General features: G+C 52.2%; 18 protein-coding genes. 5 read left to right on the top strand and 13 right to left on the bottom strand.

What is annotated here, in order from left to right; all coding sequences use genetic code 11:
* Position 1: 1 nt before the first annotated feature.
* Both BZG82_RS00625 and pmbA read right to left on the bottom strand, forming a co-directional pair.
* Entirely contained in the window at positions 2–835 is an 834-nt protein-coding gene (locus BZG82_RS00625; RefSeq protein WP_077479467.1) for a hypothetical protein, read from the bottom strand.
* Positions 836–929: 94 nt separating this feature from the next.
* Positions 930–2,270 carry a metalloprotease PmbA gene (pmbA, locus tag BZG82_RS00620; RefSeq protein WP_069588153.1) on the bottom strand — a complete coding sequence of 447 codons (1,341 nt, stop codon included), beginning with the start codon at positions 2,268–2,270 and terminating at the stop codon, positions 930–932.
* 128 nt (positions 2,271–2,398) lie between these two features.
* Here pmbA and yjgA point away from each other — a divergent pair, with 128 nt between their 5' ends.
* The gene (gene yjgA / locus BZG82_RS00615; RefSeq protein WP_069588156.1) at positions 2,399–2,926 is read left to right on the top strand and encodes a ribosome biogenesis factor YjgA; all 528 of its coding nucleotides are present in this window, start codon (positions 2,399–2,401) and stop codon (positions 2,924–2,926) included.
* A 35-nt stretch (positions 2,927–2,961) separates the two neighbouring features.
* On the opposite strand, the gene tldD is transcribed toward yjgA, so the two are convergent.
* The 10 genes from tldD to csrD form a co-directional block, all read right to left on the bottom strand.
* Positions 2,962–4,410, bottom strand: coding sequence for a metalloprotease TldD (gene tldD, locus BZG82_RS00610; protein ID WP_077764946.1), 1,449 nt, complete (start codon positions 4,408–4,410; stop codon positions 2,962–2,964).
* A gap of 66 nt (positions 4,411–4,476) precedes the next feature.
* Positions 4,477–5,295, bottom strand: coding sequence for a carbon-nitrogen hydrolase family protein (locus tag BZG82_RS00605; RefSeq protein ID WP_077479471.1), 819 nt, complete (start codon positions 5,293–5,295; stop codon positions 4,477–4,479).
* Between the two features lie 2 nt (positions 5,296–5,297).
* Entirely contained in the window at positions 5,298–9,155 is a 3,858-nt protein-coding gene (locus BZG82_RS00600; protein WP_077764945.1) for a YhdP family protein, read from the bottom strand.
* Between the two features lie 3 nt (positions 9,156–9,158).
* A complete protein-coding gene (gene rng / locus BZG82_RS00595) occupies positions 9,159–10,628 on the bottom strand; it encodes a ribonuclease G (protein ID WP_069588168.1) in 1,470 nt (489 codons plus the stop codon).
* A 38-nt stretch (positions 10,629–10,666) separates the two neighbouring features.
* Positions 10,667–11,233: a Maf family protein gene (locus tag BZG82_RS00590; RefSeq protein WP_077662381.1), complete on the bottom strand. Its 567-nt coding sequence runs from the start codon at positions 11,231–11,233 to the stop codon at positions 10,667–10,669.
* Positions 11,234–11,242: 9 nt separating this feature from the next.
* A complete protein-coding gene (gene mreD / locus BZG82_RS00585; protein ID WP_069588172.1) occupies positions 11,243–11,731 on the bottom strand; it encodes a rod shape-determining protein MreD in 489 nt (162 codons plus the stop codon).
* Positions 11,731–12,639, bottom strand: a complete 909-nt coding sequence (gene mreC / locus BZG82_RS00580) for a rod shape-determining protein MreC (RefSeq protein WP_069588174.1) — start codon at positions 12,637–12,639, stop codon at positions 11,731–11,733. The genes mreD and mreC overlap by 1 nt, the downstream gene beginning before the upstream one ends.
* A gap of 33 nt (positions 12,640–12,672) precedes the next feature.
* Positions 12,673–13,716 carry a rod shape-determining protein gene (locus BZG82_RS00575; protein ID WP_069588176.1) on the bottom strand — a complete coding sequence of 348 codons (1,044 nt, stop codon included), beginning with the start codon at positions 13,714–13,716 and terminating at the stop codon, positions 12,673–12,675.
* Positions 13,717–13,900: 184 nt separating this feature from the next.
* Entirely contained in the window at positions 13,901–14,413 is a 513-nt protein-coding gene (locus BZG82_RS00570; RefSeq protein WP_077479475.1) for a hypothetical protein, read from the bottom strand.
* Entirely contained in the window at positions 14,410–16,389 is a 1,980-nt protein-coding gene (gene csrD / locus BZG82_RS00565; protein ID WP_077676215.1) for an RNase E specificity factor CsrD, read from the bottom strand. The genes BZG82_RS00570 and csrD overlap by 4 nt, the downstream gene beginning before the upstream one ends.
* A 121-nt stretch (positions 16,390–16,510) precedes the next feature.
* Here csrD and BZG82_RS00560 point away from each other — a divergent pair, with 121 nt between their 5' ends.
* Both BZG82_RS00560 and BZG82_RS00555 read left to right on the top strand, forming a co-directional pair.
* Entirely contained in the window at positions 16,511–17,398 is an 888-nt protein-coding gene (locus tag BZG82_RS00560; protein ID WP_077479477.1) for a LysR family transcriptional regulator, read from the top strand.
* Between the two features lie 147 nt (positions 17,399–17,545).
* Entirely contained in the window at positions 17,546–18,703 is a 1,158-nt protein-coding gene (locus BZG82_RS00555) for an alpha-hydroxy acid oxidase (RefSeq protein ID WP_077764944.1), read from the top strand.
* Between the two features lie 63 nt (positions 18,704–18,766).
* Here the strand turns inward: BZG82_RS00555 and BZG82_RS00550 are convergent, their stop codons facing one another.
* Positions 18,767–19,309, bottom strand: coding sequence for a single-stranded DNA-binding protein (locus BZG82_RS00550; protein WP_069588185.1), 543 nt, complete (start codon positions 19,307–19,309; stop codon positions 18,767–18,769).
* Between the two features lie 285 nt (positions 19,310–19,594).
* On the opposite strand from BZG82_RS00550, the gene BZG82_RS00545 reads away from it, so the two are divergent.
* A complete protein-coding gene (locus BZG82_RS00545; protein WP_077479479.1) occupies positions 19,595–20,296 on the top strand; it encodes a LuxR C-terminal-related transcriptional regulator in 702 nt (233 codons plus the stop codon).
* A gap of 65 nt (positions 20,297–20,361) precedes the next feature.
* Positions 20,362–21,315, top strand: coding sequence for an acetyltransferase (locus tag BZG82_RS00540; RefSeq protein WP_077678417.1), 954 nt, complete (start codon positions 20,362–20,364; stop codon positions 21,313–21,315).
* Positions 21,316–21,346 lie beyond the last annotated feature (31 nt).

The raw sequence follows: 21,346 nt of genomic DNA, 5'->3' as shown, positions 1-21,346 counted from the left end.
GCTAATCCAATGCCATCCGAGGGCAGACCACATTGGCTGCCTTCAGGTGGTACATCTCCACCTCAGGATGGCTAAAAAAGCCCACTTCCCACGGGTTTTTCGCCACAAAACGCTCTCGTATCTCATCAAACATCATCGACGGTTTAGGTACGGTATAAACCTCGCCGCGAATAATGCTGTAGTTCCATTCAATCGCCTGTTCAAAGGTAAAAGTTGCACGGCTATCAATCGCAAAGTAACAGCGGTTGTCGCGTTTTAGCAGCAAGGATTTGAAAGTACTGGGAAAGGTGATAAAGAAAATGTCATCCTCGACCGACGATAAAAACGCCATCACCGTCGTATGGGGCTGACTCGGCGCATAGGTCAAAAGCACACCGATTTTATTATCATACTCACTGTCATCCATCGCCGGGACTTGCGATAAAGGTGTGGTGGGTAACGCCACGGTCCGACGCGTATCTAACGGATAAGCATAATCAGGGGCTTGATAAGACTTCACCACGCCCATCCCATAGGCCACCTGATATTCGAGCGCATCAATCATGACCTCAAAGGCGGATGTGGCAATCACCTTGCCCTTAAACGACAAACGATACACCTTAAGGTCGGCGTCATAATCACTCACCCCGGTGCGGTTATCGAGATGTAACGTGACCCATTGACCGTCTTTCAATTGATGCCCTTTGGGAAAAATCGTGCGTAACCGGGTATCACTAAGCGGCTCCACACCGCAAATCGACACCGCCATACTACCCATCTTCTCTGGGGTGGAATACGTGCCTAGCACGCCCAATACACGCGCTCCAATCAGATCACGCAACGGCCTTGTGTTCATTCCTCGCCCCCTCGCTGCTCGACTAACAGCTATTAGCATGGCAGTAAACTAAAAAGGGCGCCAATCGGCGCCCTAAGTGAAGAAATGATGGCTATTATTCGCCAGCCACTTTCATTGCATCAATAATGATTGAGCCGGTTTGAATTTGGCTGCGCGTCTCAATATCTGTGCCGATAGCAACAATATTGGCGAACATCTGGTTTAAATTCCCCGCGATGGTAATGCCGCTGACTGGATATTGGATTTCACCGTTTTCCACCCAAAAACCCGCAGCGCCGCGCGAGTAATCACCAGTGACAGGATTCACCCCCTGCCCCATTAACTCAGTCACCAATAGACCGGTGCCCAAGGTTTTCAGCATAGCATCGGCATCTTGGCCGGTGTGGCTGACATACCAGTTATGGATACCGCCAGCGTGGCCAGTGGGCTCCATATCGAGCTTACGAGCCGCGTAGCTGGTCGCTAGATAGGTTTTTAATACCCCTTGCTCCACAATGCGTCTGTCTTGGGTCTTAACCCCTTCGCTATCAAACGGCGAGCTGGCCGACCCTTTAAGTACGTGAGGTAACTCATTGATCGTGAGCCAGTTAGGGAAGATTTGTTCATCCTTTTTATCCAGTAAAAAGGATGATTTGCGATATAACGCAGAGCCACTGATCGCCATCACCAGATGACCAAACAGGCCGGTCGCCACACTGGCATCAAACATCACGGGGACTTCACACGTCGCCAGACTACGTGGGTCTAAACGCGCTACCGCGTGTTTTGCCGCTTCGATGCCTACTGAGGTTGGGGTCCATAAATCGGCTTTATCGCGCGCAACCGTGTAGCTCATATCGCGCTCCATACCATTGGCACTTTCCGCGATCACCGAGCAGCTTAGCGCCTGACGGCTGGAGGCATAACTGCCTAGCATGCCGTGGCTATTGCCATACACACGGACTCCATAATGGCTGTCGTAACTGGCGCCATCACTGAATTTGATCCGCGAGTCATAACCTAACGCGGCTTGTTCCGCCTCAATGGCTAATGCGGCTGCAGCATCGGGCTCTGGCTCGTCAGGGTAAAACAGATCAAGATCGGGATACTCAAAGGCCATTAAGTGTTTTGGTGCTGGGCCACCAAAGGGATCCGGTGAGGTATAGCTGGCAATTTCCAACGCGGCTTCGACCGTTTTGGCAATCGCACGCTCGGACAGATCTGTCGTGGATGCGCTACCTTTGCGCTGATCGCAGTAGACAGTCACTCCCAAGGCACCATCGCGATTAAACTCTACGTTCTCCACTTCACCCATGCGTGACGTGACGCTGATCCCTGTGCTTTTGGTGATCGCTACCTCTGCGGCATCACTGCGTTGCGCGGCCATGTCCAACGCACGGCTGACGGCTTGGCGTAGGTGTTGCTCTTGCTCCGCGACCTGCTGTTTTACACTCATAGTTGACCTTTCTGATTAAAATTCGAATTTAGAATACGGGGCCACGCGAGCCGGTGACAAAAAAGCCCGCGTTTGTGCGCGTTTCTTGTTAACATAAGTGTCATTGCACATTCTCATTGAGGTTGAACATGGGCCGTAAAAATAAACCTGCTCCTTGGGAGGAAGAGGAAGAAATCATCTGGGTGAGTAAATCCGAGATGAAGCGCGATATGCTCGCCCTGCAAGAGCTTGGCGAAGCGCTGGTTAAGCTCAAGCCTGCCGTGTTGGAAAAGTTTCCACTCGACGACGACTTATACACCGCCATTGTTGACGCACAACGCTTAAAAAACGAAGCACGTCGTCGCCAATTGCAATATGTCGGCAAGCTCATGCGCTCTCGCGACCCTGAGCCGATTCAAGCGGCGCTGGATAAGCTACAAAACAAGCACGCGCAACAAAGTGCTGAGCTGCATAAGCTCGAAAAGCTGCGCGACCGTGTTGTCGATGAAGGCGACGACGCTATCAACGATGTGATGCTGCAGTATCCAGAGGCCGACCGCCAACGCTTACGCCAACTTGCCCGTCAGGCTAAAAAAGAGCGACAACAAAACAAGCCGCCCAAGGCGTATCGCGAGATCTTCCAATACATCAAAGGCTTTTACGACCAAAGCCTGTAAAACCTCACGCCAGTGTTCTCCACTGGCGTGTTTGTTTATGACTCCGTGCCACCCACTGTCATGGCATCAAGTTTCAGCGTTGGCTGACCCACGCCAACCGGCACACTTTGCCCTGCCTTACCGCAGACGCCGACGCCTCGGTCAATCGCGAGATCATTACCCACCATCGACACTTGTTGCATCGCCTCAATACCACTGCCAATCAAGGTGGCCCCTTTCACAGGCGTGGTAACTTTGCCGTTCTCAATTAAATAGGCTTCAGAGGTCGAGAATACAAATTTACCCGAGGTAATATCCACTTGTCCGCCACCAAAGTTGGGGGCATACAAACCATGCTCAACACTGGCAATAATATCACTCGGCGTACTGTCGCCACCCAGCATGTAGGTATTGGTCATGCGCGGCATGGGTAAATGCGCATAAGATTCGCGACGGCCGTTTCCGGTCGGTGCCACTCCCATCAAGCTCGCGTTGTGCTTATCTTGCATATAGCCTTTAAGCACCCCGTTTTCGATCAGGACGTTATATTGGCCCGGCACCCCTTCATCATCGATATTGAGCGAGCCGCGACGATCCGCCATCGTGCCATCATCAACAATGGTGCAAAGCGGTGAAGTCACTTGCTCACCGAGGCTACCAGTAAAGACAGACGACTCTTTACGGTTGAAATCGCCCTCCAAGCCATGCCCGACCGCTTCATGCAATAGTACGCCCGGCCAACCCGCGCCTAACACCACAGGCATGGTGCCAGCAGGAGCGCCTTCTGCACACAAGTTCACCAGCGCTAAACGAATCGCTTCATCAGCAAACTGTAGCGCCGTGCTTTTTCCGTCTTGCTCTTGCAAGAACACCTCGTAACCATAACGGCCACCGCCGCCGGCACTTCCCCGCTCACGGCGCCCATCCTGCTCAACGAGCACAGACACAGATAAACGGACTAGAGGGCGAATATCCGCGGCATAGGTCCCATCCGTGGCGGCAATCAATACTTGCTCGTACAAGCCATTAATACTGGCACTGACTTCTTTCACTCGCGGCTCTTTGGCACGAATGTAACTGTCGATTTCTTTCAGCAATGCGATTTTTTGCTCGCGGGTTAGGCTACCGAGCGGATCTAGCGGGCCATAGTATTGACCGCCTCGAACCGTGCGAAAGGCACCGACTTGACCCTGTCCACCTTTGGGCGCAATCCCGCGTGCGGCAGTCGCACTTTGCATCAAGGCATCAGCGTTAAGTTGGTCCGAGTAGGCAAACCCGGTTTTCTCACCCGTGATAGCGCGTACACCTACGCCTCGATCGATATTGAACGAGCCGTCTTTGATGATGCTATCTTCCAAGACGAGCGACTCGTGCCACGTTGATTGGAAAAAAACGTCGCCGTAGTCAATTTGACGACCACTCAGGTGAGCCAGTGTCTCTTGGAGATGCGACTCACTGATCCCCGCAGGGCGCAATAAGGTTTCTTCGACCTGTTCCAGACTCATTCGCTTACTCTTGGTTGTGGCTATTTATGCTAGCCAAAGATAAAAAGATGATGCGCCGAGGGTGCGCTATTTCAATTGGGTTTGCAACCGAGCGTGGTCGAGCACCGGCATTTTACGGCGAATGGATTCACCGATGCTCAAGTCAAGCTCCGCCCACGTCACACCGGGGTCGTCCCCCAGTGACGCCACTACTTGCCCCCAAGGGTCGATAATCATCGAATGCCCCCACGTTTGGCGGCCTTTACTGTGTTCACCACATTGCCCGGCAGCAATCACCCAGCATTGGGTTTCAATCGCACGGGCGCGCAGCAACGCCTCCCAATGTGCCTGTCCCGTGACGCGCGTAAACGCCGCCGGCACGGTTAAAATATCAGCGCCTTGCGCGCGTAACGCATGATAGAGCGGCGCAAAACGCACGTCATAGCAGATGCTTAACCCCAAGCAACCAAATGGCGTATCCACGGTGGCAAGTTGATCGCCGGCTTGAAAGTAGTCCGACTCACGATAACGTCCGTGCGCATCCGCCACTTCCACATCAAACATATGCAGCTTATCGTAGCTACCTCGCAAGTGTCCGGCATTATCGAACACTAAGCTTGTGCTAGTCAGACGGCCGTTGTCGTTTTGGATTGGAAACGCGCCCACCACCAGCCAGATGTCGAACTGGTGCGCCATTTCTGCCAGTTGGCGCTGAATACGGCCATGTCCTAACGGCTCGGCGTGCCGTTGGTAATCTTGTTTATCACCAAATACCAAGGCATTTTCTGGCGTCAGCGCCAGTTTGACCCCGTGTTGATGCAACCGCTGCAAACTGGTTTGTAGTACGTCCATGTTCTGCACCGGATCGGCGCCCGAATTCATCTGGATGATGCCGACTTTCATCATGCTCACTCCTTGGCTTGTTCTGCCTGTTGGCGCAATCGTTCCGTGGCATCGGCGGGCAAGGTTAGCGCCTCTTGATTACGGGAAATTTCCCGAATGTCAGGCGTACCAATCGGCCCAGTAACTTGATAGCGAACCTGTGTAAATACATCCACAACCGGCGAAATCGCCGTGGTGACGGCCAATACATAGAGCGCCGTTTGTGGCGTAACAGCAAACGCGCTGAGCACAGGGATCCCAGAGGTAATATCTGGCGTAAAGCGCACATCCGCGTTGACTTGATTGCTGACCAAGTTAGCGATACCTCTGATAACCATATCACCTGCTAATCCATCCATGCGGATATTATCGGTCACGACCACGCCATTTGTGATCACCGCACGGCCGGTAATGTCATCAAACGCTAGCCCATCTTCGAATACGCCAGAAAAGTCGAGTTGGATTTTGCGCAAAATAGAATCCAAGCTAAATAAGCCCAGTAATTTACCCGCGCCTCCGACGCCACTGATGTAACCATCTTGGATATCGGCACGGACTTCACCATTTAAACTCGCGATATCCACTTGCCACGGCAGTCCCGCATAGGAGATGTCCGCTTGCGAGCTAAAGCGCGCGTCTTGGATACCACCGCTAACCCCAAAGCGCCCCATTAAATCCGACGTGCTATCGCCATTTAACTGTATGGAGAGCGCCGTTTGATTGCGCTGATCCTCATCGATTAACCAACTGCCGCTTACTGCCGCTTGGTTTTGACCGCTCTCGATGGTCAATGAGGTTAAGTCTATGCGTTCTTCTTGCTTGTCGAGTGATGCAGAAACTCGCCCAAGTCGATAGCCTTGTAGCCATAAGTCTTTGATCAATATATCGGTGGATGGCACCGCCGCCAATAGCGCCTTATCGGCGGCAGAGGCTCGGCTGTCCACCGGTGCGAACAGGGGCGCATTAGGATCGTTTTCGGTGGTATCGGCGATCATATTGATATGCCAATGATCGACATCGATCGCTAAGCGTCCTCCCGTCGGCCACTGGGCGCGGCCGCTAAGCTCATTGCTACCGAGTAAGGCGTCCCATCCTTGTGGCTTTTTGCGCACAGCAAGAGACACTTGATTAAACCTCAACTTGTCGGCGTCTAAGCGAGCGATGCGTGCGTTCACTTTAGTCGGCACCGGTAAGGTCGGAAAATCACTTTGCCCTTGTGGCCATTGCGGCGTCACGTCACGCCATAGGTCGCGCCACGGCATTACATCTAGCTGTGCCAAGTCAATATCCAACTGATGCCCTTGCGCCGCCAAGAGTGAGGTAGGCTGTTCGCCCACATTCCATTGGCTTGCGGTGATCACTGGACGCTCGCCTTGGGTATTAATACGCGCTTGATAGCTGACTGCCGGTAACTGAATTCGCCCTTGTAGTCCTTCGCTGTTGCCCGTTGCTGCCAGCGAGGCACTGCCGGTTGACCAACGCGGTTTAGCCAGTGGCGCGGGCAATGTTGACTGCAAGGGGGTGGTATCGATATCAACCCCCAGTTGGTAGTCAAAACCGATGTCGTGTAATGTCAGGCCCAATGTTGCCTGCCAGCGTGCCCCACCAGTGAGATAATCCTCGAGCGGTAGCGACAATCTAGCCAGCAAAGGGGCGACGTCCCAGTCCGCGTCGAGGTTAAGATCCAACTGATAACCTGCCGCGTCGGTTTGTCCGTCAAAATTCACCGACATCGGTTGACCCAACCACTGTGCAGTGAGGCCACGAGTACTAATCGTGTCATCGTCAAAGTGCAGTCTGCCCGCGACATTATCCAGTTGCATGGACGGTGCTTGAATAAGCACTTGGTTCCCTGCAAAGCGCACTTCGCCTGTGGCATGTAGCTGACTGCCATCAAGTGGAATATTGAGCGCTAAATTGGCATCCACCAATCCCTCAACTTGGACGTGCGTCAACGCCGCCCCCAAGGAGTCAACGAGTGGTGTCGCCAACATATAACGACGGACCGCATCCCCAGTGGCCGATAAATCCGCCTCTAAGGTTAATGCACTATCAGCAGCCTCCATATCGTCGATATCCGCACGAACCTGACGGCTGATCGCATCGCCAAGGCGTACATGATCGCCCTGAATGGTTAACCGTGCGTTTTCAAACAAGAGCTCAGCATCCAATTCGGTCAGAGTTGGCCAAGCGGTATTAAAACTGAACGCGCCTTGACGCAACGGCACTCGCGCTTGGAATACGCCGTCATGTTGACGGTAAGGAAACGTATTTAAGGCGCCAAACCATAAAATATCACTGCCCTGTGCCTGCCCGCCCTGAATCGCACGAGAGAGATAATCAGTGAGGGAGTCTGGCATCGCGCGGGTAGGTAAATAGCGCCACGTCTGGCCTGCATCGCGCACATCGGCGTTCGCATAGAGCGCCAAAAACGGCGAACCTTGCGAAGGAATGTCTAAGCGAAACGCCCCGCGCGCATCCAAGTCAGCGGCTTTTATGGCAATCGCATCACTCCAAACCGTCAAAGTATCGCCACGCTCCGCCCATTGCACCGTCACCTCACCATGCTCAAGCGGTAATGGCGCTTGGAAAAAATCACCATAAGGGAGTGATTGTTGCCCCAATGCTAAGGTCGCCTCGCCTTGATGTCCCTCACCGGACACGGTGACATTTAACCCCTCAAAGGCCGGAAAATACCCCCACTGGTTGGCGCGAATGTCAGAGAAAGAGGCTTGATAGCGCAGCGGCCCATCGGAGGCCTGACTCATTGCCAGCGTGTCCACCGTACCGGCTGGTGAAAGAGCTTCTATCAGTTGATGTTGACGGTCAGATTGGCTCAACAATCCAACTAACGGACGTAATGCCGCGATATCAATGTGACGAGCATTAAGCTGCCAGTTAGACTCGTTTCCTTGCCAAGACAACTGATTCAGCGCCGGCAGCGTGGTATCCCCTTGCTGAACCCAAACCCCATCGCTATCCACGCGCCATTGCTGGTCCTCTCTTGCCTGCAGTTGCACGCGGCTCTCTTTGAGTGCCCATTGCTGCGAGGCCCCCTGCTGATCGCGCCACGTCAAAGCAAAGGTATCGACACCCAGCAAAGCATTTGCCACTTGGCCTTTCTCAACCCGCAGCCATGCATTGGCATCTAAGCGCGCATTATCAATCGTCACTGACGGCGTAAAGCGCTTCATCAGCCACGGTGCCAAATCCATGTTTTCGCTAGCTAGATAAAAATCACCACTAAGCGAGTCCACCCCGTCGGTCTCAGTAAAGGCCGCATTGACGCGGATTTTTTCCAGCTCTGTCCCCGCAATCCCAATGGTGCCCTGCGCATGATGCTGACCATTTTGATTACGCCACAACAAATTATCGATATTCAGCGTCTGCGCCGCCAATGACGGTGTGACAAGAACCAGACGGGCATTAGTGACAGAGAACTGGCCAAGGCGGGCTAAAAACAAATCTTCAAGGCGCTCACGCACCCCGGTGCTGTCTTTTTTATCGGGAAGTTGACCGCTGTTAAAGGTCAGTCCATCGAGGGTAACATGGGAAAACACCGGTTGACGGCGAGATAAGCTCGCAAAGACATCCAGTTGTAGATCAATGTGGTTTGCGGTCAGTAATGGCGGACTGTTATCACTGGTGGTCAAGGCGACATGATTGAGTTGCAATGACGGCGTAAGATTGCGCCATTGGCCTGCAATGGTCCCAAGACGCGCGCTAAAGCCCGTTTGCTCGCTGACCCATTGTCGTAGCGGCTCACGCACCATATCCACGTTAGGTAATAAAAAGCGCAAACCGCCAATAAAGACGGCGGTTAACAGAATAAGACTCACGACGCCGGCTATCAGCCAGCGTCCAATTTTCGCGGCCCAGGTCATGGATTACATCATTACTACGTCAAACTGCTCTTGGGTATACAAAGGCTCGGATTTCACCTTTACTTGCTTACCAATAAAGACTTCGAGCTCTGCAACTAAGTGGGAGTCCTCTTCCACCAAAGCTTCCACCACTGCCGGCGAGGCATATACCACAAATTTATCGGCATCATAGGCACGGTTCACTCGAGTGATTTCTCTGAGCACTTCATAGCAGACGGTTTCTACCGTTTTCACCGAGCCTCGGCCTTCACACGTTGGACACTCACCACACAGCACATGTTCAATACTTTCGCGCGTACGTTTGCGGGTCATTTCCACTAAGCCGAGTTGGGTAAAGCCATTAATGTTGGTTTTTACCCGATCATGGCTTAACGCTTGTTCCAGCGAGTGCAACACGCGGCGGCGGTGTTCGTCGGTACTCATATCGATAAAATCGATGATGATAATACCGCCCAAATTGCGCAGGCGTAGCTGGCGAGCAATGGCTCGTGTCGCTTCGACATTRGTATTAAAGATAGTCTCATCAAGGTTACGGCGCCCCACAAAGGCCCCGGTATTGATATCAATGGTGGTCATGGCCTCGGTTTGATCAATGATCAAATAGCCCCCCGACTTCAACTCCACCTTACGTTCCAGCGAGCGCTGGATTTCGTTTTCGGTGTCGTACATATCAAAAATCGGTTGCTGACCATCGTAGTAAGCAAGCTTGCCGGCAAGTTCGGGGACAAATTCTGAGGTGAATTCTTCCAACGTATCATATGCTTGGCGAGAATCGACCCGAATCAAATCCAGCTCGGTGCCAACAAAATCACGCACAATGCGCTGCGCTAATGCCAACTCGCCATAGAGCATGGATTTCGATTTATACCGTGCGCGCCGCTCTAAGACCTTCTTCCACAACCGTTTTAGAAACGCTGCATCTTGCGCCATTTCTTTATCCGTCGCGCCTTCTGCCGCGGTGCGGATAATAAAGCCGCCCAGCTCATCGCAATAGTCACTGACAATACGTTTTAAGCGACTGCGCTCCTCTTCACTTTCGATGCGCTGTGACACGCCAACATGCGACGCGCCCGGCATAAAGACCAGATACCGCGACGGCAAAGTAATGTCAGTGGTCAGGCGAGCGCCTTTGGTGCCCAAGGGGTCTTTGACCACCTGCACCACAATGTCTTGTCCTTGGCGTACCAATTCAGAAATATCGCGCACTTGAAATTGCTGTTTTTCATTTTCAGAGACACACTCAGTGTGCGGCACGATATCCGAGGCGTGCAAAAAAGCCGCTTTATCTAAGCCAATATCGACAAAGGCTGCCTGCATCCCAGGCAAGACACGACTCACTTTCCCTTTGTAGATATTGCCTACGATGCCGCGCTTCGCTTCTCGCTCAATATGGATTTCTTGAAGGTTGCCACCTTCTATCATCGCCACCCGCGTTTCGCTAGGTGTGACATTGATTAACAGTTCCGCACTCATGGTTTCCCCGACATCTCAAAAAGGGGCCTGACGGTTGTTCAGGCCATAAATTGCTTGAGCAGCTGCTCGGTTTCATACAATGGCAAACCAACGACCGCGTGATAACTGCCGTCGATACGGGTAACAAACTTGCCGCCAAGGCCTTGAATGGCGTAGCCGCCCGCTTTATCTATAGGTTCTTTCGATTGCCAGTACGCGCGAATATCGTCATCGGTCAACTCACGAAACCACACCCGTGTTGTTACCACAGTGGTCACTTGCTTCATCGCATTGGCAACGGTCACCGCCGTCATCACTTGATGCTCACGGCCAGATAGCTGTTTGAGCATACGCGCCCCATCCGCTTCATCGCGCGGTTTTTCCAATACCTGCTCGCCATCGACGACGATCGTATCGGCGCCTAATACAGGTAAATGACCACCGGTTTTTGCGACTCCCGCACGGGCTTTGTCTTGTGATAAACGAGACACATAAGCATAAGGCGATTCACCGGCTTTCTGCTGTTCTTCAACATCCACCACTACCCGCGAAAAGCTGATGCCCATATCGGTCAACAACGCTTGGCGTCGCGGTGAGCCTGACGCCAGATATAAATCAATGCTCATGAAATCCCTCTAACGAATTGCAAAACGACGACGCACCCGGCGGAGCAGTAAGAAAAGCCAAGGCCACAGTATAAAGTTAAGCACACCTGCCCAGAGCTGCTCTGGATTAAACTGTACGTCAGAGACGAGGTACTCCGCCCAGAACTCGATCAACTTTCCCGCGAGGGTTAACAGCGACAGTAGTAATGCTTGTTGCCAGTAAGACATGTTGCGCAAAAGTTGAAAGTTGAGCGCGACAAGATAGACCAGGATCGCCATCATTAAACCGCGCACCCCTAATGTTGACCCTAACATCAGGTCCCACAGCAAGCCCAGCACGAGTGCCGTGCCGACATTGACCCGATGCGGCAAAGCCAACACCCAGTAAAAGGTCACCAGCAACACCCACGATGGCCGAAAAGGTGCGAGTTCGCCAGGCCAAGGCGCAGCTTGTAAGATAAGCGCAGCAATAAAAGTCAGCCAAATCACCAGATGGCCGCGAAATATTGAATTTGCCACTATTGCGACTCTCCTTTTTCGTTAGATGCCACGGCATCCTCGGGTTGAGAGCCTGCTTGTTCGCTGTCTTGCTCGGGATCCGCTTGCTCAGGCGTCGGCCACACCAACAGCAAATACCGTAGGCGATCAAATTTCACCGCCGGCGTTGCCTTGACCTGAGCAAATGGCCGTTTGTTATCAAACGAAAACTCCGTCACCGTGCCCACCGGATAACCTTCCGGAAAAACGCCGCCCAACCCCGACGTGACCAGCTTGTCACCGACCTTAATATCGGTACTGCTCGGAATGTTGTCCAAGCCGATGTACGCTGTCGAACCCCGTCCGGAGGCAATCACTCGAATGTCATTGCGCATTACCTGAACAGGAATTGCGTGGGTAGGATCGGTTAATAACAGCACCCGACTGTTGTGCGCGCCCACATAGGCAATTTGCCCCACCACACCGTGCTCATTGATCACCGGTTGGCCTTCGTAAACACCATTGGTGCGCCCTTTATCCAGCATCACTTGATGTTTATAGGGATCGGAGTCGACCGCCATGACCTCAGCGACCATTTTTCGCTCATCGCGAACAAACGGCGAGCCGAGTAACTCCCGTAAGCGTTGGTTTTCGCGCTCTGTTTGCGCTAACAACAACTGATCACTTTCAAGGCGCAATACTTGCGTACGCAGCGCCTCATTTTCGGCTACTAGGCGTCGGTGAGATTGAAACTGCGTCACCAACGCATCTAGCGTGTCCCTTGGAACGTTCGACGCATATTGCAGCGGTGCAACCAGTGTATTGAGGAAATAGCGAACGCCAGCAAAGGCGTCAAGACGACTATCAGCCAGCATAAGGCTGACTGATAGTAAGAGAGCGAAAAACAGGCGTAGTTGCAGAGACGGACCTCTGCCAAACATAGGTTTCATGATGAAAACAACCTGTTTGCTGGCACGATCACCTTAGTCTTCGCTAAAGAGGTCGCCGCCGTGCATGTCAATCATTTCAAGCGCTTTACCGCCACCGCGTGCCACGCAGGTCAATGGATCTTCTGCCACCACTACAGGGATGCCAGTTTCTTCCGTCAGCAAACGGTCCAAATCACGCAGCAGCGCACCACCGCCTGTGATCACCATACCGCGCTCAGAGATGTCAGAGGCCAGCTCAGGTGGACATTGTTCTAGCGCGACCATCACGGCTGAAACAATTCCGGTCAGCGGCTCTTGCAGCGCTTCAAGAATTTCATTCGAGTTCAGAGTAAAGCTACGCGGCACCCCTTCAGCGAGGTTACGACCACGCACTTCAATCTCACGCACTTCATCGCCCGGATACGCCGAGCCAATTTCGTGCTTGATGCGCTCTGCCGTCGCTTCACCAATCAAGCTACCGTAGTTACGGCGCACGTAGTTGATGATGGATTCGTCAAAGCGGTCACCACCGATACGTACTGATGAAGAGTACACCACACCATTTAGCGAGATCACAGCCACTTCAGTGGTACCACCGCCGATATCGATCACCATCGAACCTGTGGCTTCTGAGACCGGCAGACCTGCACCGATCGCCGCTGCCATTGGCTCGTCAATCAAATACACTTCACGAGCGCCCGCACCGAGTGCTGACTCACGAATCGCACGGCGTTCAACTTGGGTCGAACCACAAGGGACAGCGACCAGCACACGCGGGCTTGGGCGCATATAACTGTGATCGTGTACCGATTTGATAAAGTGCTGCAGCATTTTCTCAGTCACGTAAAAGTCGGCAATCACACCATCTTTCATCGGGCGAATGGCCGCAATGTTTCCAGGCGTACGACCCAGCATTTGTTTGGCGTCGTGACCCACAGCAGCCACACTTTTTGGCGAGCCCGCTCTGTCTTGGCGAATGGCAACGACAGAAGGCTCATCAAGAACAATGCCTTGTCCTTTTACGTAAATCAGCGTATTGGCGGTTCCCAAGTCAATCGATAGATCGTTGGAAAACATCCCGCGAAGTTTCTTAAACATGATGGTCGGTTAATCCTGCAAGCTGTGAAATCAGACAAATTGAGCTAAATGTATCAACGCGCACGGTAAGCGGCAAGATACGGCGCTGTAAACCTGAATGAGATCTGAGTTTTTTTTCATTGCGCTGTCATTTTGATGATTTTTTCATCGAAAAACATGCCAGCTTCCTATTTTGTCCACTTTGCTATTGCGACATCGGTGCCTCTTGGCAAGAGGGACCGATGACTAATTCGGTCTTCGCATGCTGTGTCGGCGTTGCTTCATAGTAACTGAGGTAACACGACGGTGCGGGATTATCATGATACACCCACACATAATCGACACCGGCTTGGCTGTCATGCGGCTTGGGCAGCCAGCGCTCTTCTTCTTTGAGCACACCAATCAATTGCGGTAAGTCACTGGCTACTGGATACCCAAATTGCACGTCAATGGTGGCGCCTTCGACCGTTAAAGTCCCGCGAGGCTGATCCGCGATATTCGAGGCTTGCGCTTGTTCATAGGTCTGCACCATCACATTATCAATGGCACTTTTTAGCCCTTTTAACGCCGTCACGTTCGCATCCGCCTCATAATCGTAGAATTTGGGCACCGCAACAACCACAAGCAAACCTAAGGTACACAACAGAAGAATAAATTCGAGCCATGTTCGCCCTGCCTGTTGCTGCTTGCGATTCACTTGATTCTCCTCTGTTGTCATCGTTTCCCCCAGCGGCGGCGTTTCTTTTGCGCAGGATGAGGTGACATTTCCGCACCAAGTAAGCGCCCTTGTCCCCCCACGACGCCCAGCTCTTTGACCACCTGCCACTCTAGGTCCGTTTCCACACCTACTGCCAAGACGTCGGTGGTAGTGGCTTCACACGCCCCCAGCATACTGCGTAAGTACAATTGGTTTTCAGGGCGCTGATGAATATTACGCACTAAGCTACGATGTAACTTAATATACGCTGGCTGAATATCTTTTACATAGTGAGTACTCACTACTGTTCGACCAGCTTGGTCGACCACGAGTCGGCACCCTAACGCGGCTATCATTCTCAAACAAGGGCGCGCCGCGTCAAATTGCGCCACTAAGGCACCTTCAGACACTTCCACCAACAAACGATTGAGGATACTTCGGGGTGTTTGCAATAACGCATCACGCAACCAAATCACAAATTCGCGTTGGCAAAGTGAGTGAACACTTACATTTATAGCATAATTGTCGATATGATCAGCGGTTTTTAACCACCACAGCGCACGGCTCACCGTCGCTTTATCAAACACCACATCCATACCGACCAACTCTACCCCGGGCCAGAAGCGAGAGGCTTTTAACACCTTGCCATTTTCGTCTTTGATCCGGCCTAAAAGTTCATAGTGAAGACGGGTTTTGCCATCCCGCGCATACACAGGTTGGCGATACAGCATCGGTCCTTCCCCCGCCATCACCGATTCCAACAGCGTACGCCAGCGCACACTGCCGCGTTTGTCTAAGCGGCGAATGTCTTTGTCAAATTGCGACCAGCCACTATGCCCTTCCAGTTGGGCCGCTCGCAGCGCACGCTCGGCTTCATCCATCAAGCGACCTCGGCGCTCTCCCGCCCCAAATGAGGTCATGCCCATATGGAACCAGTTGTCGGTATCCAGCGTATCTGGCGGGCTAAGCTTGTTAAGAGCATTGGTGAGTTGAGACAAAAAGGGATGGACTTCTTCCCCTGCTTGATTAACCAACAGAATGGCGAAATCCGAGGCAAAATAGCGAGCCAGTACGGCATCAGGAAAGCGCTGGATCGCATTCGATAACACACTGCCCATGCCTTGAATCAGCGCATCAGCGCCTTCTTGCCCCTGCTGTTCAAGCAAGTCTTCCCAATCGGCGACACGCACTAAAATCAAGCTGCCTTGGCTCGCATCATCGCTGGCTAACGTGTGCAAGCGGTTGTCAAACATGACTCGGTTCGCCGCTCCAGTCAGCTGATCAAGGAAGGTATTAGTGCGAATAAAGGTATCAAAGCGACTTCGCTCTTGGCGGGCTTCTTTCAATTCCTCGATTAATTGCGTCAATGCGGCACTGGCAGGGATCGGCCACTCGTGAGCATCGCCATGTTGCGCTTCATCAAGCCTGCCAGCTAAGATTAAGCGCCCTCGCTGCTCCAAGACCTCACTGCCATAAAGCTGGCGGCGTAACCATTGGATCCCCCACGCCAAGCCCAGCACAATCACCAAAATGGCCGCTGAAAGTGACGACAGCGGCCCAATGGAGTAGGCAAACTCCGCATACGGGGGCACAAAGGTCAGCTTCACAGCAAAGCCGGGATTGTTGGCCAGCGGAATGTCTCGGGTAATTGCTTGTTGCGTGGTCGGGGCTTGATAATGAATTTGCTCGTACTGATAAAGGATGCCCGCATCGGAGTAGATGGTCAGCGAGGTGACATCACTCGCCTTGAGCATTTTAGGCAGCCAACGTGAAAAATACTGGTTGTCCCGTTGCTCGGTGGCCATTTCCTGATCGATCACCTCCACCATGCCATCCACATAGTGTGAGATAAAATCGATACCTAATTGACGAAAGCTAATTGCCCCACCGATAAATAAGACAAAAATGGCACACACCACAATCAGGGTGACAAACGCCACTAATCGATTGGTAAGCTTCATGCCGCTAACTTTGATGGCGTTGGCTGTTCTTTCCATGATTCTCTGCTGATTCAGGTCGCCTTGATGGTCGAGTAGTCGGTATTATCAGGCTTGGTTATCATAATGTGAATGCTTGTCTGACGATTGGTTATCACCTTTTCTACTATTAAGAGGTTTCATGGACTGGATTACCTGCACACAAAGCTTTATCTGTGTGGTTGAACAAGGCTCTTTGGCACAAGCCGCCACCAAGTTACACACCTCAAGCTCTGCACTGTCAAAGCGGTTAAGCTGGCTTGAGAGCCAACTGGGCGTGCAGCTGTTAAAGCGCACCACCCGAAGCCTGTCCATGACCGATGCTGGCGATCTGTTTTATCAACGCGCCAAAGCGTGGGTGGACGATTGGCAACAGCTGGTCAGCGAGACCGCATCCACGTTTGGCGAAGTCAGTGGCATCCTGCGTATCGGTGCGCCATTGGTGACAGGGAACCGCTTTTTGGTCAACTTTATTGCTGAGTTTCTTGAGATCTATCCGAAAATCAAAGTCGAACTGACTACGCTGACCCCCGGCCAATTACCCGATCTGAATTTAGATGTGGTGATCAGCCGAGAGCTCGACTACTTCAACTCAGCCAGCTACATCGCGGCCAAGCTATTTGATTTTCAGCCCGGTTTTTTCGCCGCTCCTAGTTACCTCGCTCGCCACGCGCCGATTACCTCACCAACGCAACTGACCGAGCACAACGTCTTGCTATATGGCAATTCACACCAACCTCAAGAACGTGTTTTTGAGGACGGAACGCGCTTGCAGTTATCTGGCAACTTTGTCTCTCCCAATCCTGAAGCGCTAGTGAGTGCGGCTGTGATCGGGATGGGGATCATTCTTGGCGGCGCTGGCACCGTCCAAAAAGAGCTCGATCAAGGGTTACTGGTCCCCGTTTTGCCGACGCTGAAACAGCCCCGCACATCTGCCTATGCCTACTATCCAAAGTTGGACTATAACCATACCAAGACCAAACTATTTATCGATTTTATCAAGCAAAAAGTTAAGAACTTGTATATCTAAGGGAATGCGACGGCTTAAAAAGCGATAGCGCATGCGCGGCTTTGCGCGATTTTGGAAAAAGTATTTTATTTTTTGTCTATATATCGATAACAACTACCGCGCTAAGGTAAGGGTCTTTACTCACCTCACAAAACGGACGCGAGATCCATGTCTTACTACAATCCTAACTATCCCGACACACCGGCACTCAAACGTGCGGCCAAAAAGCGTATTCCCGCCTTTGCCTTTGATTATTTATGTGGTGGATGCCACGACGAAATCGGTCTCGCTCATAATTTTGATCGCTTTAAAGACGTCAAGCTACAGTCTGATCTTTTGGCTCCCACCCCTGAGATTGATTTATCCGTTGAGCTCTTCGGCCACCGCTATGCCGCGCCCTTTGGCATTGCGCCTGTTGGCTTACAAGGTTTGATGTGGCCTAAAGCGCCTGAAATCCTTGCCAAAGCCGCACTGGAAGCCAATGTGCCCTACGTACTTAGCACAGTATCGTCGGCAAGTCTTGAAACCATTGCCGACATTTCTGAGGGCACCGCGTGGTATCAGCTCTATAACCCAACCGATGCTAAGATCCGCGAAGATCTGATGGGCCGCATTAAGCGTGCAGGCTACAAGGTTCTCCTCGTCACCGTCGATGTACCAACCTTTGGTTATCGCCCTCGTGACATCAAAAACGGCTTAGCCATGCCACCCAAAATGAACCTACGCAATATTGCACAAATGATGCAATGTCCAAGCTGGTGTTGGCATACCTTGCTGGCGGGGGTACCGGAAATGCAAACCCTCAAACCCTACATGCCGAAGAATATGCCCACCAGCGAGTTGGCAAACTTTATGAACAATACCGTGATGGGTGCAGTGGATTTTGAAAGCCTGAAAGTGATCCGTGACAACTGGGATGGCCCCTTGATTCTCAAAGGACTGGTCAATCCTGAAGACGTCGCTCAGGCCGTTGCCCTAGGTGCTGATGGGGTGGTGCTATCCAACCATGGAGGCCGTCAGTTAGATATCGGCGAATCGCCGCTCGATACCATTCGCGCTATCGACAAGGCCTATGGGGATAAAATTAAGCTGTTGCTAGACAGCGGCGTACAAAGCGGTGGCAACGTTGCGCAGGCGATGGCCATGGGAGCCGACTTTACCTTGCTGGGCCGTACCTTTGTTTATGCGTGCGGCGCCGTGGGGCATCATGGTGGCGAGCACGCGATTGAAATGCTCAAACAGCAAATGACGCAAGTCATGGGGCAGTTAAAGTGTCCAACGCCGACACAACTGCCACATTTCCTCAAAGCCGGCCCCGGTGTTTAAGTTCATCAGATAAAGAAAAGCCCCGTCACAACGGGGCTTATCGCTTGTCGAGTAAACCGTTTTTTAGAACGGAATATCGTCGTCAAAGTCAGGCAGATCGTTATACTGCTGCTGAGGTTGCGATTGCGGCTGAGATTGCGGCGCGGCTTGCTGCTGAGGCGGCTGCTGGTTGAAGTTGTTTTGTGGCTGTTGAGGCTGACCCCATCCACCTTGCTGCTGCGACTGCTGCATTGGCTGACCTTGGCCTGGTCCGGCACGGCCACCAAGCATTTGCATGCTGCCGTTAAAGCCTTGTACCACTACTTCTGTTGAGTAGCGGTCTTGACCACTTTGATCTTGCCATTTGCGTGTTTGCAACTGACCTTCAATATAAACTTGCGAGCCCTTACGCAAATACTCGCCAGCCACTTCTGCGGTCTTACCAAACAGGACCACGCGATGCCATTCGGTTTTTTCACGCATCTCGCCAGTGCTCTTGTCGCGCCATGACTCCGAGGTCGCTAGGCTTAAGTTCGCCACTGCACCACCGTTCGGGAGATAACGGATTTCCGGATCATTGCCCAAATTACCAATCAAGATGACTTTGTTTATGCCACGGCTGGCCATAGGTGACTCCCACTCTTGTTACACGCGAAAACATTTTCGCCTACTGGATAAATAAACACGAAGTCTAGCACGAGCGCCCAAGAGGTTCGATGCTTTTCCACGCGATCTGGTTCCAGATTCTGTATTCACGCTGCGAACCTAAGAATGGTCATACGCTTACATATACGTAGACAACAAAAATAGTTTAGACTGAATAAAGTCCCCGCGTGAGCGCCTCTCTGCGCTGAATTATGCAATAATACGCACATCGGTGAGCACGCTTTACGTCAGATAAGTAGGAACTTTATGAGCAAGGCAGAAACCACGTCCGATTCTTACACACTGCTTCTCATCTCTCAGCCCAGCATGTCTGTCTCTGCATTGATCGCGTGTTTAGAAAAAGAAATCCGCGGCACCGTCGAACTCGTGAGCCCAGATACCATTCACGAAAAGCTCACCGAACGTTCTGGGTTGGTCCTGATTGATTTAAGTGCCTTCGACGACACCGCCACCGAGCGTCTTAAACATGCACTCACACCGTATGCCGATCAGCATGTGTTTGCTCTCCTCAATGCCCACGATCTTACCGCGAAGGAATTGGCAAGCTGGCCCTTTATTAAAGGGGTATTTAAAAAAGACGATGAGTTAAGCCATCTGTGCTACGGCATCGAAAAGATGTTCTCGGGAGAATATTGGCTCCCCCGCCACAAAATGGCGGCGCTGATTCACTACTATCAACAGCATTACCAGCAAACTATCGATGAACAAGCCATTGTGCTCACCAACCGCGAGCAAGAAATCTTACGGCATCTGGTCACAGGCGCGTCGAATCAAGATATTGCCAATGCGCTTGCGGTCAGCGAACACACGGTTAAATCGCATTTGTATAATGTTTTCAAAAAGATAAATGTGAAAAATCGCGTGCAAGCTGTTTTTTGGGCGAAAAACAACTTATCGTTAATCGGATCGGTCGGGCTCGAACTCGGTCCTGACAGTTACGATGATTAATCGCGAATACATCCTCCCGATCCCAACGGCGCACTCGCGCCGTTTTTGCAATAAGGAAGTCGCAAATGGCCTTTGATGTTTTTAATGGCGATGCCGACGGGCTAACCGCGCTGGTACAGTGGCGCCTCGCTTACCCTCAAAACACCACCCTCATCACTGGTGTGAAGCGGGATATTGCGTTGTTGCAACACGTCCCAGTTGAGACCGAACAGGTCAATGTGTTTGATATCTCGATGGCAAAAAATCGTCCTGCCTTAGAGGCCTTATTGCAGGCGGGTGCCAGCGTCTTTTATGCAGACCACCATGACAGTGGACCGCTTCCGACCTCGCCGTTATTGGATGCGCACATTCATACTGCATCGAATACCTGTACCGCGCTGATTATTGACGCCCTACTCGGTGGCCAATATCGTCACTGGGCGCTCGTGGGCGCTTATGGTGACAACCTGAACCGCAGTGCTGACGCCCTAGTGAAGCAAAGCGAGATCGATGCCGCCACGCGCGACCGCCTACAGCGCTTAGGGGTGTATCTAAACTACAACAGTTATGGTGCCAGTTTGGATGATCTACTTATGCCGCCTGCAGTGCTTTATCGCCACATTGCCGGATTTGAAACGCCTGACGACTTTATGCAAGCCTATCCAGATATCGTGATGGCGCTAGCAGAGGGATACCAAACCGATCGTGCTCATGCAGAACAACTTACTGCCGAGTATGACTATGCCGGTGGTGCCGTCTATCTACTACCCAATGCGCCTTGGGCGCGGCGTATCAGCGGCATGTTCGGCAATCAGCTTGCCAACCAATCGCCCGATAAAGCTCATGCGGTATTAACGCCAACACCGGATGGAGACTGGATGGTTAGCATTCGCGCCCCCTTAAACCGCCCTCTGGGCGCTGTGGCTCTCGCACAACAATTTGCCACTGGCGGAGGGCGAGAAGGCGCGGCTGGAATCAATGCCTTGCCACAAACAAAGCTATCCGACTTTGTATCGGCTTTCAGTCGCCACTACCCGTAAGTTTGCTCAGCCTCTTAACTCTGTCTCGCGT

It is taken from the genome of Salinivibrio sp. PR5 (genome assembly GCF_001996085.1).
Classification (GTDB): domain Bacteria; phylum Pseudomonadota; class Gammaproteobacteria; order Enterobacterales; family Vibrionaceae; genus Salinivibrio; species Salinivibrio proteolyticus.
This window is presented reverse-complemented; position numbering and strand designations above follow the sequence as displayed.